The organism is Ruegeria sp. F5 (assembly GCF_056533845.1).
In genome coordinates this window covers 286,714-305,142 of sequence record NZ_JBQFOU010000001.1, presented here as the reverse complement: position 1 = coordinate 305,142, position 18,429 = coordinate 286,714, and the positions used below count along the sequence as shown (strand labels likewise).

At 59.0% G+C, this 18,429-nt stretch carries 14 protein-coding genes and 1 tRNA gene; 11 read left to right on the top strand and 4 right to left on the bottom strand.

Features of this window, described 5'->3' with window-relative positions:
* Positions 1 to 221 precede the first annotated feature (221 nt).
* The gene (locus tag ACR0K1_RS01295) at positions 222 to 2,273 is read left to right on the top strand and encodes a dockerin type I domain-containing protein (RefSeq protein ID WP_480848291.1); all 2,052 of its coding nucleotides are present in this window, start codon (positions 222 to 224) and stop codon (positions 2,271 to 2,273) included.
* A gap of 31 nt (positions 2,274 to 2,304) precedes the next feature.
* Here ACR0K1_RS01295 and ACR0K1_RS01290 read toward each other — a convergent pair whose 3' ends face one another.
* Both ACR0K1_RS01290 and ACR0K1_RS01285 read right to left on the bottom strand, forming a co-directional pair.
* Positions 2,305 to 2,757, bottom strand: a complete 453-nt coding sequence (locus ACR0K1_RS01290; RefSeq protein WP_480611541.1) for an Lrp/AsnC family transcriptional regulator — start codon at positions 2,755 to 2,757, stop codon at positions 2,305 to 2,307.
* A 95-nt stretch (positions 2,758 to 2,852) separates the two neighbouring features.
* Positions 2,853 to 4,289 (bottom strand): aminotransferase class V-fold PLP-dependent enzyme, encoded by a 1,437-nt coding sequence (locus tag ACR0K1_RS01285; RefSeq protein ID WP_480611542.1) that lies wholly within the window; start codon positions 4,287 to 4,289, stop codon positions 2,853 to 2,855.
* 186 nt (positions 4,290 to 4,475) lie between these two features.
* On the opposite strand from ACR0K1_RS01285, the gene ACR0K1_RS01280 reads away from it, so the two are divergent.
* From ACR0K1_RS01280 to ACR0K1_RS01270, 3 genes are all read left to right on the top strand, one after another.
* Positions 4,476 to 4,862 carry a hypothetical protein gene (locus tag ACR0K1_RS01280; protein ID WP_480848288.1) on the top strand — a complete coding sequence of 129 codons (387 nt, stop codon included), beginning with the start codon at positions 4,476 to 4,478 and terminating at the stop codon, positions 4,860 to 4,862.
* 27 nt (positions 4,863 to 4,889) lie between these two features.
* Complete coding sequence (locus tag ACR0K1_RS01275) at positions 4,890 to 5,654, top strand: extensin-like domain-containing protein (protein WP_480848286.1); 765 nt, start codon at positions 4,890 to 4,892, stop codon at positions 5,652 to 5,654.
* Between the two features lie 258 nt (positions 5,655 to 5,912).
* Entirely contained in the window at positions 5,913 to 7,319 is a 1,407-nt protein-coding gene (locus ACR0K1_RS01270) for a pyridoxal phosphate-dependent decarboxylase family protein (protein WP_480611545.1), read from the top strand.
* A 10-nt stretch (positions 7,320 to 7,329) separates the two neighbouring features.
* Here the strand turns inward: ACR0K1_RS01270 and ACR0K1_RS01265 are convergent, their stop codons facing one another.
* Positions 7,330 to 8,355, bottom strand: coding sequence for an IS30 family transposase (locus ACR0K1_RS01265; RefSeq protein ID WP_480848284.1), 1,026 nt, complete (start codon positions 8,353 to 8,355; stop codon positions 7,330 to 7,332).
* Between the two features lie 522 nt (positions 8,356 to 8,877).
* Positions 8,878 to 8,962, bottom strand: a tRNA-Leu gene (locus ACR0K1_RS01260).
* A 329-nt stretch (positions 8,963 to 9,291) separates the two neighbouring features.
* Here ACR0K1_RS01260 and ACR0K1_RS01255 point away from each other — a divergent pair.
* From ACR0K1_RS01255 to ACR0K1_RS01225, 7 genes are all read left to right on the top strand, one after another.
* Positions 9,292 to 9,885 carry a hypothetical protein gene (locus tag ACR0K1_RS01255; RefSeq protein WP_480611547.1) on the top strand — a complete coding sequence of 198 codons (594 nt, stop codon included), beginning with the start codon at positions 9,292 to 9,294 and terminating at the stop codon, positions 9,883 to 9,885.
* Between the two features lie 5 nt (positions 9,886 to 9,890).
* On the top strand, positions 9,891 to 11,903 hold the full coding sequence (locus ACR0K1_RS01250; protein WP_480611548.1) for a dynamin family protein: 2,013 nt from the start codon (positions 9,891 to 9,893) through the stop codon (positions 11,901 to 11,903).
* A gap of 8 nt (positions 11,904 to 11,911) precedes the next feature.
* Positions 11,912 to 13,645: a dynamin family protein gene (locus ACR0K1_RS01245; protein ID WP_480848281.1), complete on the top strand. Its 1,734-nt coding sequence runs from the start codon at positions 11,912 to 11,914 to the stop codon at positions 13,643 to 13,645.
* A 51-nt stretch (positions 13,646 to 13,696) separates the two neighbouring features.
* Positions 13,697 to 14,098, top strand: a complete 402-nt coding sequence (locus tag ACR0K1_RS01240) for a hypothetical protein (RefSeq protein ID WP_480848279.1) — start codon at positions 13,697 to 13,699, stop codon at positions 14,096 to 14,098.
* A 23-nt stretch (positions 14,099 to 14,121) separates the two neighbouring features.
* Entirely contained in the window at positions 14,122 to 14,973 is an 852-nt protein-coding gene (locus ACR0K1_RS01235; protein ID WP_480848277.1) for a hypothetical protein, read from the top strand.
* A 66-nt stretch (positions 14,974 to 15,039) separates the two neighbouring features.
* Positions 15,040 to 17,082, top strand: a complete 2,043-nt coding sequence (locus ACR0K1_RS01230; RefSeq protein ID WP_480848274.1) for a dynamin family protein — start codon at positions 15,040 to 15,042, stop codon at positions 17,080 to 17,082.
* On the top strand, positions 17,079 to 18,365 hold the full coding sequence (locus tag ACR0K1_RS01225) for a dynamin family protein (protein WP_480848272.1): 1,287 nt from the start codon (positions 17,079 to 17,081) through the stop codon (positions 18,363 to 18,365). Before ACR0K1_RS01230 ends, ACR0K1_RS01225 begins: the two co-directional genes overlap by 4 nt.
* Positions 18,366 to 18,429 lie beyond the last annotated feature (64 nt).

The window sequence follows — 18,429 nt, the reverse complement described above, 5'->3', positions numbered from 1 at the left end:
CCTCACATTTGGTTGTTGCAATCTGCCGGTGGGGGCGGGCTGCCCGGTCAAGGTTCTGTTCATCTGTCTTGCCGTCTGACGATTGCTGCGATCGGACCAGAAAAAATTTGAGTTAAACCGAAACCGAACTCCTTTTTTTCACCACATTTCCGTTTTGGTTTTGGCCTTGGCATCGGATCATCCTGTTTTTAGTGCCAGGGGAGGCATAGGGGGTGACGGGTATGAGGCTTCGGTTCGAAAGTGTGGCTGCAACGGCGAGCGCGGCGTTCGATTCAGGTATCGGCGATACGGCTTTAAAAACGCTTAACGGGGACACGTATCTGTATTCAGTCTCGGGCCCGCTCGGTGGCGTCGCCGTCTGGCGACTGGTCGAGGGCAACCTGCCGCAGCTTGTGGATACCGAATATTACGGGGGGACGATCACCCTTCAGGTGGGCCGAACTGCAACGCCGGTCACGCTGGCGGGAACCGAACATCTTGTGCTGGATGTGGACACGGCGACGGGGTTGGTCAGTTATGGGCTGAACGCTGACGGCTCGGTCGGCAGCCTGCGGGAAACCGGAACCCTGACAGGGGGCGGAGATATCCCGGCCCTTGTCCAGATTTCACTGGATACCACAAATATTCTGGCCGTTGCGCATGAGGATACCGGCCAGATCGGGACCTATTTTGTCAACAGTGACGGGACGCTCAGCCTGGCAGAGCTGGTGGCGGGGCAGGCTAATTCCATCCAGACGGTGCAGGCCGGGTCTGGGCACTTCGTGATCGCGTCAGATGCCGCTGGCAACGCGATTTCGACCTATCATTTGGATCAGGGAACGGGCACGCTCAGCGCAATCGACAACAGCGCGGCCACGTCTACATTGGGCATTGCCACGCCCACCGCGTTGGAGGTGGTCGAAGTGTACGGCCAGTCCTGGGTGATCGTGGCAGGGTCGGATTCTCATTCGATCAGCGTCATGAAGCTGGGCAGCAACGGCAGCCTCAGCCCCACCGACCACGTTCTGGATACCCGTTTTACCCGGTTCGAATCGGTGCAGGACATGGCGGTCGTCGAAGTGGATGGACGCGCCTTTGTCGTCGCCGGTGGAGCGGACGGGGGCGTAACCCTGTTCACCCTGACGCCCGATGGCCAGTTGATCCACCTGGACAGTTTTGAGGATACGCTGGCGACCGGCCTGCAAAACATCCAGTCGCTGAGCGTCGCCCATGTTGGCGATGAGTTGCAGATCTTTGCCGCGTCACAACAGGACGCAGGGCTGACGCAACTCACCACCTCGGTCGCGGATCTGGGCGTGGTGCGCGAAGGGTTTGGCACCGTCAATGGCACGGCCCTTGATGATATGCTGACGGGTGGCGTGCTGAGTTCCACTCTGTTGGGCGGGGCCGGTGACGATATTCTGATCGCAGGCACCGGGGCAACCACCATGACCGGCGGGGCAGGGGCCGATATCTTTGTCATGCAATGGGGAAGCGACCCCACAACGATTTCCGATTTCGAGGTCGGAGTCGACCGGCTGGATATGTTCGACTTCATGCTGTTGCGGACGCCGTCCCAACTGACCTTTACGACGACCGCGCAGGGGGCCGATATCGAATATCGCGGCCAGACCGTTCAGGTCCACTCGGCAGCCGGAGGCGGGCTGACCAGCGCCGAAATATTCGGACCCGGCTTTGGTGGCCCCGATCACATTCCGGTGGATTTCGGAGATTTCGGCGGGCTGGACCCGGACAGTTCCGGCGGCATACAGGGCGATGTTACCGTCAATTCGGAAACCGCCAATCCGGGGTTTTCGGATGCCGAGATTCGCTTTACCCCGGACGGCGGTGGGACTGTGGTGGCGACGGCGGACAGCACCGGTCAGTTCGATCTGGACCTGCCGGACGGAACATTCCCCGGAGAGTTGGAGATCGTCAAAACCTACTCCACCGCCAGCGGCGAAATCACCGCCCTTGATGCGCTGCAGGTTCTGCGCCTTGCGGTCGGGCTTGATCCGACCTGGGGCAGTGCAGAGCCCGAGAATCTGATTGCTGCCGATATCAATCAAGACGGGACAATTAATGCGCTGGACGCTTTGGCGATCCTGCAGGTGGCGGTCGGCCAGCCCACGCCGAACGAGGCGGAATGGGTGTTTCTGGACGCCAACGCTGATCTGTCCGGGATCACGAGCAACAATGTGGTTTACGAAACGGGTATGGATGTTGTGGCTGTGGACGGCGTGATTTCCGCGGATATGACGTCGATCCTCTTGGGCAATCTCGAGGCCGTCTGAACCGTGCATAAAGTCCAGACGGACCCAACCGTCACGAAATTTTCAAAGGCCTCTGCTCGGCAATCGCTTCCATCGAGAAATAAGAGGTTACAGCATCCAGCTCGACCGTCGAAATCAGGCGCTGATAGACCTGATCGTATGTGTTCATATCCTCGGTAATGACCTTGATCATGTAATCGTAATCCCCTCCGATCCGAAAAAAGTCGATAACGTCCGGGATGAGCAGAACCGCCCGGCGGAATTCATCCAGCCAATCGGCGGAATGATGTCGGGTTTTGACCATCATGAAAACGACCAGCCCCAGCCCCAGCTTTTCGCGGTTCAGAACTACGGTAGAGCCGACAATGATGCCGCTCTCATTCAGCTTCTGCAAACGCCGCCAGCACGCGTTCTGCGACAGGTTGACCCGTTCGGCCAACTCACGCTGCGACAAGGAGCTGTCTTTTTGCAGTTCCTCGATAATCCTTAAGTCTTTTCTATCCATTTTCGCGAGTTACCCGTTCAATTGACCCATCATTTTGAAAAACTTAGAGGGTTTTCGCATGTATGGGAAGAACAGGCACGGTCGGTTATGCGCACTCAGGCGACCTCCAATGCGTCCGAGGCGATGGTGAACCGCGCGGTGGCCGGGTCGGCTGTGTAGTGCGGTTCCAACTCCTCCAAACGCGTTGTCAGGTCATTCACGCTGTTGATGATGTAGCGCGCTTTGCTGTCATCCATCAAATAGCTGAAATTCAGGCGGACCCAGCCGGGTTTCAGCAACTCCTTGCCCGCATTCAGGTCGTTGAACAGCGCATCGGAATGTGGACGGTCGATGCCCAGCAGCCGGTGCGCATAGGGACCGGCGCAGGCGCAGCCGCCCCGGGTCTGGATGCCGTATACATCGCTGAGCATCCGGGTGAACAGCTGGTGATGGAACGGAGACCCGTAGGCGCGGGTGACCCGGAATGAGAAAATGGGAAGCCGGTCTGGATGCTCTGTTCCCAGCAGCGTCAGCTGCGGGTTCTGCGACCATGCCTGAATGGCCATCTTGTTCATCTCGGCCTCGCGCGCCGAAATGAAGGCCTGCCCGATCTCGTCCTTGACGATAAAGGCGAGCGCGGCGCGGATGTCGCCGACAACGTTGGGCGTACCTGCCTCTTCCCGGGCGGCGATGTTCGAGGTGTAGCAATGGCTCCAGGGCGAAACGAACGTAACGGTGCCGCCGCCGGGCCAGGATGGGGTTTCCCGGCACACCGCCGCGTCGCGCACGATCAGCACTCCGCTGCCGCCCGGCCCGCCGGGAAACTTGTGTGGCGAGACGACTACTGCATCCATTTGCGCGTCGGGGGCCGGGTTCATATCGACTGGCAGGTAGGGCCCGCCGCCGGCGTAATCCCAGACCGCCAGCGCGCCGTACGATTTGAGCAGCCGGGTCACCTCATCGGGCTGCGTGACAATGCCGGTCACGTTGGAGGCGGCGGAGAAACTGCCGATCTTCACAACCGCATCTGCATGGTCTTTCAAAGCAGCCTCAAGCACGTCCATATCCGGGCCGCCGGTTGCGGCCTCGGGAATCTCGACCACCTCGGCGTTGGATTCGCGCCATGGCAACAGGTTTGAATGGTGCTCATAGGGGCCGACAAAAACCACAGCCTTCTGGGCTTCATTGACGCCAAACAAGGGAACCAGACGGTTCAGACCAGCGGTCGCGCCCGAACCTGCGAAGATCACGCTGCAGCCTTCGGCATTGGTGAGCCGCGCGATTTCTGCACGAGCCTCTGCGCGCAGCCGTGTCATGTAGGCGCCGCAATAAGACGCCTCGGTATGGCTGTTGGCATAGAAGGGCAGCACCTTGTCCCGGATGTAATCCTCGACCTGAGCCAGTGCGCGACCGGAAGCCACGTAGTCAGCATAGACAAGCGAAACGTCCCCAAACAGACCCGGAATCGAAACCCCGTCGCCGATCACGCCGTCACGCAGATCGCGTACCAGATCACAGGATTGCAGGGATTGGCGGAAATCAGACAACGACATTGGGATTCTCCTTTGAAAGAGAATCTAGGTACAGTCCGGCAGAAAAGTGACCCAATCTTTGCGCTATTGTCACTCTGTTTGAGTATTTTGAACGAGCAAGTCGTGGTTCATTGGTGAAAATACTCTTTCGCGCCCTTCCGGGACCAACATCTGCCGGACGCCATGCCCTTAAGGCGCGATAAACGGTTGAAAGGTCGAGCCGAGAGTGCTTCCATCAATCCAAACGTTCTGTTTGCAGCTTTTTTTGAAGGTTTTGGTGTAAAGGAGTACGATTTGATGATCAGAAAATACCTCGGGGCGGTCTGCGCGATTTCAATGTTTGCAGCCTCCGCCAGCGCGACCGAGAACAACAGTTCCTCGGACGTCACCATCTCCTGCAATCAGCACGGGGCGGTCGTGAAAACGGCCAACGGTGCGACCTACTACCTTGGCAACAGCTGCGACGCCTCGCAGCCGGGCGTGGGGGAGGGCAGATGGTGGTTCGCCGCATCGGCATTTATCATCGAAATCAACGGCAAATCCGTACGCTTTGCGCGTGACCTGACCTGCAACGTGCCGTTTTGCCGCCCGTGAGGGATTGGCCAAAAACGCGGTGATCTGATGCGGATACTGGTTGCGATGTTCCTGCTTAGCGCGTCTCCGGTCGTCGCCACGCCGGATTGTGCTGAGGCACCGTCTTCGAACCTTGTGGCAACTGCGCCCGTTCTCGGGGCGGCCTCCGACGAGATCATCGTAAAAACAGGGGTCACACGCGGGCCTGAGGTTTTGACCTCACCAAGGCCGCAGGTAAGGCCCTGCAAATTTCGCAATTTTGAACTTGGGCGCGAAAGAATGCGGGATCGCGGCGCTTTGTGCGGGGACTGGACGATTCTGGGCGAAACACGCAAGCCGATTTCCGGAAAACACCCGGGCTGCGGCATAGCCGACCCGGTTCAGGTCCGTGTGATCTCGGACATCTTTCTCAGTCAGCTTGCGCTGATGGATTGCGAAACGGCAGTAACCTTCAAGACGTGGATCGAAAATACGGCCAAACCGGCCTTTGCCGGGCAGGGGGGTGGATTGAAGGGGATGCGCCTGGCCGGGCACTACTCGTGCAAGACGCAGAACAACCAGCCCCGGGCGCGCCTGTCTGAACACGCACGGGGGCGGGCGATCGATATTTCTGCCTTTGTCCTGCAGGACGGCACGCTGATTACGGTCCGCGACGGCTGGGATGCCGAAAGCACTGCCAATGTGCTGCGTGACCTTCACAGTGGTGCCTGCGAACTGTTTGGAACCGTGCTCGGCCCCGAGGCGGACCAGTTTCACAAAGGCCATTTTCACTTCGACACGGCACGACGCAGCAGCGGGTCTGTCTGTCGCTGACCGAACGTCGAGTCTCGCTCGCTCGGATTGCCAAACAGTCGACCCCGATCAGGGACCGTCAGCGGTAATCGCTGAGGGGCGCACCAGCACCGCGCAGAACGACATGTCACCGGCAGCTTCGCCCGATATTGCGCCGTAGGGACAGAGTTGATTGATCCTCCCCCGGAATCTGCGCCATGTTGCGGTGGGCCGGGTGATTCCGCCGGGCTGGAGTATTTCCGGACATCTGGAATGCCTGCCGCAGAAAGAAGGTGACTGATGGATTGGGACGAGTTTTCACATTGGGGCCAGCACATCTCGAAATGGGCTGCGGATTATCATAAGTCACTGGCAGACCGGCCCGTTCGGGCGCAAACCGCACCGGGTCAGATCGGACCGCAACTCGACAGCGCGCCCCCGGAGACCGGCCAGCCGATGGATGCAATTCTGGCCGATTTCGAACGGATCGTGATGCCGGGTATGACCCATTGGCAGCATCCCAGGTTCTTCGCCTATTTCCCGGCCAACGCCGCGCCGCCCTCCATGCTGGCCGAGATGCTGGTGACCACCATCGCGGCGCAATGCATGTTGTGGCAGACCTCACCCGCAGCGACCGAGGTCGAGGGTGTCATGGTTGACTGGCTGCGTCAGGCGCTTGGCCTGCCGGATGGCATGACCGGGGTCATACAGGACAGCGCGTCCTCGGCCACTTTGTCGGCCGTACTGACAATGCGCGAACGCGCCACCGGCTTTACCGGAAACCGCGATGGCCTGAATACCAAAGGCGCGCTGCGTATCTATTGCTCGGATCAAGTGCATTCGTCGATCGACCGCGCTTGCTGGGTTGCCGGGATCGGCCAGAACAATCTGGTCAAATTGCCCACCCATGGCGCGACTTTCGCAATCGACCCCACCGCGCTGGAGGCTGCCATTCAGGCAGACCTGACCGGCGGTCATATCCCGGCAGGTATCATTGCGATCACGGGTGGTACGGGGGTAGGGGCCTGCGATGATCTGAACGCCGTCGCGGATATCGCGGCGAAACACGACCTCTATACGCATCTGGATGCCGCATGGGCCGGTTCCGCCATGATCTGCCCCGAATTTCGCGAGGCTCTTTGGTCGGGCGCAGACCGCTATGACAGCATTGTCTTCAACCCGCATAAATGGCTGGGCGCTCAGTTCGATTGCGCCATTCAGTTCCTGCGGGACGCGGCGCCTCAACTGAATACACTGAAGATCGAACCGGAATACCTGAAGACAACCGGTGCCGAAGTGACGAATTACTCGGAATGGACCATCCCCTTGGGTCGCCGCTTCCGGGCCCTGAAAATCTGGTTCCTTCTGCGCTCTTACGGGGTGGACGGGCTGCGCGCACGCATCCGAAACCACGTGGCCTGGGCGCAGGAACTTGCACAGGAGATCGGGAAGATGGAGGGGTTCGAAATCATCACCGGCCCGATCCTCAGCCTGTTTGCATTCCGCTGCCCCGGCGACGATGCGAAGCAGCAACACTTGGTGGATACGCTGAACGAAGACGGCCGGATCTATCTGACCCAAGGCATGTTCGACGGGCGCAAGATTATCCGGTTTCAGGTCGGGCAGTTCGATACCACCCGCGATGATGTGCTGATGGCAGCCGATGTCATCCGCGATGTGTGGGAGAAGATTGTGAGCGATACCTGAACTGCGACTCCTATTGCCTTTGAGGGTAGGGGGCTCGGCCCATTTCTTCCAGCATCTTTTCCCGGAACACCTCGGCGGGTGTCTTCCATCCCAGGCATTTTCTGGGTGTCGCGTTGAGGCGGTCACAGATCATTTTCAAGTCATGATCTGAGACCGCCGTGATGTCGCGCTTACGGGGAAGCCAGCGCCTGACCCTGCGATTGGTGTTTTCGACAGTTCCTTTTTGCCATGGAGAAGATGGGTCGCAGAACCACGTTTGCGTTCCGATCTCGGCCTGCAAATGGGGCCACGAGACAAACTCGGTGCCGCGGTCGAAGGTGATGGATTTCCGTGCCAGATGGGGCAAATCGCGCACCGCCTTCATGATCTTGCCCATCACGGGCTTGGTGCGCTTGTTCGGGTTCTTCAGCAGCACCGTAAACCGGCTGACGCGTTCGACCAATGACGTGACATTTGACTGGCCAAGAGCCTGTTTGAACAGCATCAAATCTCCCTCCCAGTGACCAAACTGACGTCGATGCGCCACGTCATCCGGGCGAAACAGAATGCTAACGTCCCGATCAAATTTAGACGGAAGACGCTTTCTGGCGCGGCGTGGCCGACGATACATTCGATGCTCGGGCAGATACCACCAGAGCTCGTCGGCCATGCCTTCTCTGGAATAGATGTAGCGGTAGATCGTTTCCTGACAGACGCGCAGCTTTGCGCCTTCATAGATCATTCGGTTGCCGATCTGCTCAGGCGTCCAGCCATTCTTTAGCCGCTCGACGACACGCTTGCGCAACTCGGGATGGCGGATCAGTTTACGTTGCCGGGCGCGCCGATCCGCAGCTTTCCGATGCGCAGACGCGCCGTAGTAGCCATCACATTTCGGCAGACAAGGATCCGAGAAGAAGTTCCGCTTGATCTCTCGATGGATGGTGGCTTTCGAGCGCTTCAACACACGTGCCATCTCCCGAACCGGAACCTTCGCGTGCCTCCAGCGCTCAATTCTACGGCGCTCTTCGATGCTGAGTTGCGAATACACTGTCCCCATGACATGATCTCCTCATTAGATAACCCATTGGTTTCTAATAGGAGTCGCACTTGGAAGTAGCGGCACCATCTGTGAGCGATGCGTCGCATAATACTGATTATGTTGAAAACCGTGGGGTGTATTTCCTTGGCATACCGTAATCGCGTTCACTATCCTTTGTATGAAACAGACAAACGTTCGCCAGTTCTTCCACGGCGCGGCTGAAAGTCCGTAGCGAGGCTGCTCTGTTGGAGGGAACCGGATGACCAAGCCGCGGACACAAATCATCACGGACGAGGTCAAGTTCGTGACCGGCACCCAGGCGATAAAACCTGCCCGCTAGCCCTTCGGTCGGAACAAGTTCTACGGGATGGTGAAAGCGAATCTCATCAAGCCCCATTTCGCCTATGAAGGTGCGCGACGGTGTATTCCGTGGCCGAAATCGACGCTCTATTTAAGCCCTCAAGCGCTTGATAAGGTAGGGGCCAAAGTGGGGTCAAAACTGCCTGAAACAAAATTTGTTTAATGAAATCAATAGATAATTGGTGCGGGTGGAGGGACTTGAACCCCCACGCCTTGCGGCGCCAGAACCTAAATCTGGTGCGTCTACCAATTTCGCCACACCCGCAACCGGGCACCAAAGTGCCGGAATGACGAGCTGATAACAAAGCTTGATCCTGAGTGCGAGAGGGAAAATCGGCCAACGGCCAAGTTTGTGATCCGGCGTCGAAAGAAGCTGGTCAGCCGACCAGGCACATCGGGTTGTTCAGACCAATGGGTTCTTCAATCGGGAAACGCGCCTCGGACTTTTGCCAGCTCGGCACGAGAGTTATCCCTTCAAACAAAGCGGCTATAGCCGCTGTTCCATGGCTGTACACGCGACCAGACGGGACAATCCGCTCTGCATACCAACCCGCCAACAGAACACCTCAAACACGCAAGGGTTGAGGCGTTCCTGTGAGCACACCTCCACATTCCCGCCACATTTCAAACGCCAAAAAATCTTATTCACGTCAAATTAACACCGCCTTGAAGGGTCTTGTTTGTCGTCAGGAGTTAATGAGTCTTTTTTGCCACTTTGGCGCCCGTACGAGTTTTTCGCTCAACTCCAGTACAAGGTTTTCTGCCGTGACCGATCTGAACAACTCCGCTGCCCCTGAGCAAGATGCTATCTTCTTTGCTCGCGAAAGTTTTCTAGGTGAACTCAAAACCCTGAACCGGGATTATCCGAATACCGGGTTCGGCATTTCGCTGCGTACCCATTCCGGCCAGCACTACCTTCTTGCCAATGCGCGTATGCCGCTGCCTGCTGTAAAGTCCGAGGGCTTTCCCACGGGCCGCCATGTTGCGAGCCTCGAGAATGGCGACCGCTTTAGCTCGATCGAGGTTCTGGCGGATGCCCAGGCCTATGAAAGCATCTCGCCCCGGGCCGAAGCTGAAATTCTTGGGAATGCGCTGGATCTGATTGCGCGCATCGACACACATACCAGCAGTCCCGCCGGGCGGCCCCCGCACCGGCCCGCGATTGCAGCGACCGGAACCGGAGGCTGACCATTATGGCGCGAAACGACCACCTTTTGTCTGTAGGCAACGAGGCTTTGGCCCCGATGACGTCGGCGATGTCCTCGCTGACGGCACAGATCGACCAATTGACAGAGGTGGCGGACGCGCGGTCTTCGGCGCGGCTGGCCACATTGAAAACGCGGATGGAGAATTTCACCGCGAGCGTCACGATGGTCGGTCAGGTCAAGGCCGGGAAATCCTCAATCATCAACATCCTGGCGGGCCGCCCTGCCCTGTTGCCGTCCGACGTCAACCCGTGGACATCCGTGGTCACGACGCTGAATATCAACACCCGCACGCCGGGCGACACAAAGTCCAAGTTCACGTTCTTTGAACAGGAAGAATGGGACAATCTGATGGTGGGCGGCGGCCGTCTGGGGGAACTGGCCAACCGGGCCGGTGCCGATGATGAGATGGACGATATTCGCCGCCAGATCAATGAAATGAAGGCCAAATCCGAGGAACGGCTGGGCAAGCATTTCGACTTGATCCTGGGCCAGAGCCACCAGTATGACTATTTCGACGAGGAACTGATCCAGCGCTATGTCTGTCTGGGCGACGAGGACGATCCGGATATCGACCCCAAGACAGGCCGTTTTGCCGATGTGACGAAATCGGCGGAACTGTTCATGGACATTCCGCAATACCCGATCTCGCTGAAGCTTTGCGATACGCCCGGCGTGAACGATACCTTCATGGTGCGCGAGCAGATCACGCTGCGCAGCCTGCGCGGGTCCGAGGTGTGTATCGTCGTACTGGCCGCAAGCCAGGCGCTGACCACCATGGACATGGCGCTGATGCGGATCATCTCGCAGTTTGAAAACAGGCAGATCATCCTGTTCGTGAACCGCATCGATGAATTGTCCGACCCGGTCAATCAGGTGCCGGAAATTCGTGACCGGATTCAGGACACACTGAAACAGAACAATATCGACGCCAATACCAGCGTTGTGTTCGGCAGCGCTCAGTGGGCCGAGGCCGCGCTGACCGGCAATCCGGACATTCTGACCGAGGAATCGCGTCAGGCGTTGAACACGTTCTATCTGGCGGCGGGTTTTGGTGATCAGGCGCCCTCGCTTGACAAGATTTGGGCCTTGTCCGGCCTGCCGGACCTGCTGCTTGCGATGAACGAACGCATTGCCGAAGGCGCGGGTTCGCGGCTGTTGGATCGTGTACGCCACCGCGCGCGCAACATCGCCAGCCAGATCCGCGCCACAGCCGTGGCCAAGAACCTGTCCGACGGGGATGGCGTGATGCGCGATTTGGACGGGGTTTCGCCGGATGAGGCGATTGCCACCGTGACCGCCGAGTATGAAAAGAAGGCGGCAGACCTGACCGTGAAGCTGCGCGACAAGGTTCTGGAACGGCTGAATTCGGCTGAGGCCAATTTTGTCAAACGCGCGACGGATTCGTTGATTTCGCATCTGGAACAGAATGGCGAGCAAGGAACGTGGCAATATGATCCTGCTGGGTTGCGCACCCTGCAAAAGGCCGCATATTTCAGCTTTGCCCGTTCGATGCGCAAGGAAGCAGGGACGCTGTATTCTGCCGCCGCGGCGGATGTCGAGGCGCTGTATCACAAAATCCTCGGCAACCATCTGGGTGAATTCAGCATCGAAGCGCCCATTGTGCCGCGGGTTCCGCCGCCCTTGGGCATTGGCCGGACCATCGCGCTGGACCTGCAGAGCACGTGGTGGCGACGGTGGTGGCAACGGCGCAAGGGGTTCGAGGCTTACGCCGCCGATTACACCCGGCTGATCGCCTCTGAAGCGAACTCGATCACCAAGGATATCGAGGAAAATCAGGTCGCGGCAGTGCTGGAAAACGTCCGGGCGATCCTGTCGGATTTCATGCGCGAGCAGAAAGAGACGCTGCTGAGCATCTCGGCCTCGGCCGAGACGGATGCGGCACAGAACCCGGCCCTGATGGCAGGGCTGCAGCCCAAGAAATCGAAGGATGAGATCCTTGGCGACATCCTGAAAGACCTAAGCAACGAAGCGGCATAAGTAGAAAAATGGCAAAAGATTCACAAACACGCTTCGTTTCACCCAAGGCATGGGAACGTATCGAGCATTGGTCCCGCCGCAAACCGGTCTTCGCGCTTATGGGAGAATTCAGCGCCGGGAAATCCACGCTGATGAACTTTCTGCTGCGCAAGAAGGCGCTGCCGACACAAGTGACGGCGACGCAGCTTCCTCCGATCTGGTTTAGCTGGGGCAATCAGTCCGCCTATGTGAAACGACATGATGGCAGCACGCAGAACATCTCGCTGGATGAGCTTGAGACGGTTGGCGTGGACGATGCGCAGTTTGTGCGCATATTCCTTGAAGCCGATATTCTCGAGGCCGTCGACCTGATCGACACGCCAGGTATTTCGGACCCCAAGATTTCCTCGGATGTCTGGCAACGGGCCGTCGGGCAGGCAAATGGCGTTCTGTGGTGTACCCATGCAACGCAAGCCTGGCGCGAAACGGAACGTGCGACCTGGGTTGCGCTGCCGGAGCGCTTGCAAAGCAATTCACTGCTGCTTGTCACCCGCGCCGATGCGCTGGGAGCGAAAGACCGGCAAAAGGTCCTGCGCCGCGTCAATCGCGAGGCCGGTCATCTGTTCAATCGTTCGATCCTGTTTTCGGCCCGTGACGCAATCACCGCGCGCGACAAAACCGGCGATGCCGATCTGTGGGCGCGCAGTGGTGGCGGCAAGATGATCGACAGTTTTCTTGAGATTACCGAGCAGATCATGGACACCCGGGCCGACCAGCTGGCCCGATACCAGATCGACAAGGGCCTGTCGGATTTACCTAAAATCCAGCCTCTGCGCCCTGAAAGAAAATCTGAATTTTCGGAAACCGATCAGGGGACAAAAGAAGCCGAGCCTCTGAAACTGGTTAACCCGGTAGCTGACGCCCCGGAGGATGAAGGCAAGGACAGCGCCGTCGTCACCAGCTTCCCGGTGCGCCCTGCCCGGGTAGAGCGGCGGTCGGAGGATACCGACCGGGCCCGGATCGACGCGGAAGAGGCCGAGCGGCTGCGGGCGGAAATGGTGCCGGTAAAGGACCCTGCCGCAACCGGTCAGGACACCGATGACGAGGAACTGCGCGCCTTTTTCCGCGACACGTCCAACGATCCGCTGGACCTGACCAGCCTGGCGGCAGATGCAACCGACTTTGACGAATTCGAACTGATTGATGAGTTCGAAACGGATGAGGAGATCGAAGAAGGCATTGCCGCCGAAAGCGATGACCCGGATACGCCGCAGACGGAAGAAACGGACGCGTCCGACGATGTTCTGACATCTCTGAGTTCCGCACTGGCCGACACGCCAGATGCTGAGGATGAGCCCACAGAGGACGAAGAGCCAAAGGACCGCAGCATCGAAGTTTCAGTTTCTTCGATTACCGCGCTGATGGCCGAGCAACCCGACAGCGATGCCGAAGAATATGAGCCCGAGCCGGAAACAAGCGGCATTGTCGAAATCCGCGTGGATTCGCAGCCCGAAGCCGTTGGTCTTGATGATCTGGCGGACGGGTCTGCGGGCGCTCCGCTCAGCGCGTGGGCCATGTGGCAGGAAGTTGTCAAAGACGACGAACTGCCCGACGATGTCGAAGGGCTCAAATCGGTGTTTCAGGCTTTTCTGGCCGAGTTCGACCAGATCGTCAGTGAACAGGGCGTACGCCAGGAAAAAGAGACATTGCAATCGATGCCCAAAACAAGTGAGAACAGCGGGGCGGAATGGCATGTGTTGTAGCGGTGTCCGAATCAACCCAATGGGCAATTGAAAGGGAAAACAAAGGTTTAAATGTCGATACAGGCCGCATTGACCTCTGCAATTGAAACCATACCCGACTGCATTGCAGCCGGGTATATTGACATGGAAACGGGGATGGTGCTGGGCACCAGCGCATCCGATCCCAAAAATGCAGAGGTTCTGGATACATTGGCCATCGCTGCCGCCAATCTGTTTCAGGGGCGCGGCGTGAGGGCCTTTGAGGCGCTCTTGCGTCAGGCCGGTACGGAAGAGGTGGACAATCCGGGATTTGGGGAAATCGCGGTGTTTTCAAAAGACCATCTGCACATTTTCCTGCGAACGCAGGCGTATCCGGACCATGTGGTCTGCTACATCTGCAACAGCAGCGCAAATGTCGGGCTGGCACTAACAAAATCGCATCTCAGTCTGGGGCCGGTCGCGGCAGCAGTCTGATCGGGACCAGAGGGGGTCACGGTATGATGGATACGGACATACTCGACATGCTCGAAAATGTCGGGCGGTCGTCGGTTGCCCGATTGTCACCGGCGGTGAATATCGCGGGTGAAACCGCTGTGGCGCGCCGCGCCGGTGTTCTGCGGGCCATTCGCGGCACCGTCCTGCCCCGCCGTCTGGAGTTCACGGCAGCCAGCGGCGAATGTCTGGCGCTCGAAGTGACCAATTCGCGGGTCACGGATGTGTTCCGCGTCCGCTCTGGGCCCGTGCCGGATTTCGAAACCGAGGCGCGGGAAGATCTGATCGGCAAGCTGGCGCAACTGGTCACGGACATTGCGGATGCCCCTGCCCCGTTGGAACTGGTGTCGCTAAAGCCAGACGCAGCGCTTGAAGCGGATGATGTCGGCGTCACGCTGAGCGAAATTGAAAAAGCCTGTGCGCAGATTGAACTGCCCACTGAACCGATTGTGTCAGTTGTGCCGGATATCGTGGACGAAACAGCCGCTGATGAAACTGACGCATCGCTGGCGCAGGCCTTTTTCGACCGCTCGGCGCGTTTTGCCACCGGACGCCTGCTGGCCGATAACGCGGACGGAGCCGTGTCGGATGCCGAAGGCGATTTTGCCGCTTCGGGGTCTTTGCAGCCGGACAGAAAAATGCTCGCCCGGTTTGCCGCTGATCTCGCCGGGTGGGATGGCGACACGGAAGCGGAACTGGACCACCCGCAACTGATCGTGATGCGCCCATCCGGTGGCAAAGGCGCGGGTCTGGCCGTTCTGCACGATGGCGAACAGATTGCCATTGCCGCACATGAAGCCCGCAAATTGGGCGCTGTTGTTAATCTTTGGGGCGCTCTTTTGGGGCAGAAAGAATGATCGCCCTCAAAACATTCAAGTTTTCGTCTAATTCAGTCCATTTTTACGAGTGACAAGGTAAGGGTTATGAGTGAGTCAAATCGTCGCGAACTTATTCGCATCGCTGAAGAAATGCATGAAACGAGCAATGACGAAACCCGTCAGTTCATTTCGCGCATCATCGGCGATCTTTCGAACCTGAAACCGTCGATTGCCTTTGTCGGGCAGATCAAGGCCGGGAAGTCCCGCCTGATCAACGGGTTTACCGGGCAGGCCGAATACCTGCCCTCGGACGTGAACCCCTGGACGACGGTGATCACCGACATGCATTTCGGCCACCCCTCGGGCCGCTCCCGGGGGGCCGAGTTTCATTTCTTCGACAACCACCAGTGGCAATCCCTGATCGCCGAGGGTGAAGAACTGCGCAACATGTTCCCCGATGACGAGGACAGCTATAAGCGCGAGATGATCGAAGAGCAGGTCGAGGCAATGAAGACCCGCGCCAAGCTGCGTTTGGGCGAAAGCTACAAGCATCTGCTGGGCCAGCATCACGATCTGGACGATCTGTCCACCGACGATCTGGCACGCTATGTCTGCGCCGGGGATGACCCCACCGAAGGCGAAAGCCCCGACCCCGGCAGCGACCGGGGCCTGTACAGCGACATCACCCGCAAGGCCGAGGTCTATTTCGACATCGGTCATTTCCCGTTCCCGCTGACCGTTACGGACACGCCGGGGGTCAACGACCCGCTGCTGATCCGCGAGGAAATTTCGCGTCAGTACCTCAAGGAATCCGACTTTTTCGTCGTGGTCCTGTCGGCGCATCAGGCCCTGTCGCGGGCCGATCTGAAACTGTTCCGCCTGATGCAGGCGCTGGAACTGGGGCAGATTGTCGTCTTCATCAACCGCGTGGACGAGCTGGGCGGCGGCCCCGACGACGCCGGAAAAGTGCGCGCCGATGTGGTCGACGGGCTGGAAAAGGCCCTGGGCAACTCGGATATCGACGTGCTGATGGGCAGTGCGCAATGGGCGCATTATGCGCTGACCGGGGATGAAACCGGCGTCAATCACGATCAGGTTCTGGCCTGGCTGCGCGCGCATCCCGAACAGATGAAGCAATATCTGGACGGTGTCGAAGAGATCAAGCAAGGCCCCGGCCCCATCAGCCGCGAGGCGGTTCTGCGCTTTGCGGCAATGATCGCTTCGGGCTTGCCGGACCTGCGCCGTCATGTGACCAAGGCGCTGACGGATGGACCCCGCAACGAACAGATGCGGATGGCGTGGCAGCACCTCAACAGTTTCGCGCAAGGAGAACTGGAACGGTCTCAGGTCCACCTGCGCGCATTGGAAGATGAAAGCGCTGCCGATGCGTCCAGCTCGGACGAAAACGACAAGACACTGACCGATCTGCGGGCATTGATTGCAGGCAAGACGCAAGAGATGACGCAGGATATGGACGATATTCTGGCCAACTTGCGCGGGGTCATGGATGACACGGTGGCCGAAGCGGTCTCGGCCGTGGTGCGCGGGCCGAACGGGCAATCGCCGCTGCTGGCCAAAGGGGGTGAGACCGAACTGAACTTCACGCCCCTGCGCGATCGCATGCGGGAACTGACCCAGGGGGCGACACAGGTTGTGCGCCAGCGCATGCTCAGCGAGCTATACGCCATCGACATGCAAAGCAACGCGGCCCTGCGCGCCCTGCCCGGCTGGCAGGAGCCGATGGACAACCGCATGAACACCAGTGCGGTACGCTGGTTCCGTCCCGACACTACTGCCCTGACCCGCGGCATCACGGTCGAACTGCGCGTGAACTGGCTGTCGCGTCTGATTTCGCGCAACAGCGTGGTCTCGCGCGCCGAACGGATGATCGTGCAGGAATTCGAGCTGATCGGCGACGATTTGATAGATACCGCACGCGAAAATCTGCTAGAACGGTTGAATACGGTTCTGGATCACTACCTGGCGTTGTTGGCCGGGCATCTTGAACACAGGGCCGGAACCGGAGAAACAAATGCCAAGGCCGAGGCGCAGGGTGCCTTCGACCGGGCGCGCCGCATCTCGGACGAGCTGGGAACAGTTTTCGGCACGGACGCGGTGATTGAACGACAGGCAGAGGCTGCGGAATGATCGAATTTCCCGGAACCGAACAGGAAGTGCGTCAGCTTGAGCGCTTTCTGACTGCGACGGAATCCCTGCCCTCGGACGCGGCGCTGGACGACATGCGCACCCGCGCGGTGGCCCATGCCGAGCGGCTTTCAAACGCGGTCAATATCGGTTTCGCCGGGGAATTCGGCGCGGGAAAATCCAGCCTTGCCAATATGCTGGCAGGGGCCGACATTCTGCCCACCGGGCCGCAGCACCTGAAGCTGCCGCTGGTGATCGTGGCCTATGCCGACGCACCGGAAACGACCGTGGGCTGGTGGGGCAAGGAGCCCAAGACCTATTCCGGCATCGCTTTGGAAAAGGCGGCTGCTGACAACCCCGATTTCATCTCGGTCGGGTTGAACACCCCTGCCCTGCGCGAAATCTCTCTGTTCGATCTGCCAGGGTCGGGCGCTTTGGACGATACCTACAAGCCGACGCTGGATCTGCTGGAATATGTCGATTGCGCCATTTGGTGCACCAACGGCACCAACGCCTGGCGCGAAACTGAACGGCATCTTTGGGCACAGGTTCCGCAGGAGCTACGTGCCAACAGCCTGCTTGCGGTGACTCATGCCGACCTGCCCCCGGTGCGCGACGCGCTGGACCGGGTTGTGGCCCGTCTGAACAAGGAAAAGGGCGACATGTTCCGCGCGGTCGTTCCCATCGGCACCCCGGTCGCTGTGCGGGCCATGGCGCAGGAGCCCGAGCCGGATTTTGACTTATGGGAAACCTGTGGTGGCCAGACTCTGGCCGAACAGGTCCTCGAGGTTGCCTCGCGCCGACGTCAGAACGATCTGGACGCAGCCCGCAAGGATTTGCAGCAGGACTTCCTGCCCTATCTCGAAGCGCTGGGTGAAGCTGAACCGGAACCCGAACCTGCCGAAAGCCCCGCGGTACAATCGGCGCTTGAATCCGCGCTGCCGCCGTTGAGCAACCCAATTCTGGAAGACTGGCTGGCTGCGATTGCAAGCATCTACGATGATCTTCGGGAATCCTCGCACATCGAACCGGCGGCCTTTCTGCAAAGCTGTCAGGAAATTGTCGAGGATTTTGCCGAGCGTCTGGAACAGGGTGGCGAGATCGACCCCGACGCGGATTGGATTCCGGCCGAGTTCGAAAAGGCGACCGACCTGCTGTTGCTGCTGCAGTTTGAAAGCGGCGATGCCCCGTTGCAGGATGCGATCAGCATTCTGGCGCAACTCAGCGACAATCTGGCATGGGCTGGCAGCACTGTGGCAACGGTGCAGACCAAAACCGGAACATGACAGTTTCCCGCTACAATTGAGCTGCACCGCGGCGATTCGAAGCCGCCAGGAATCGCCCTTCTAT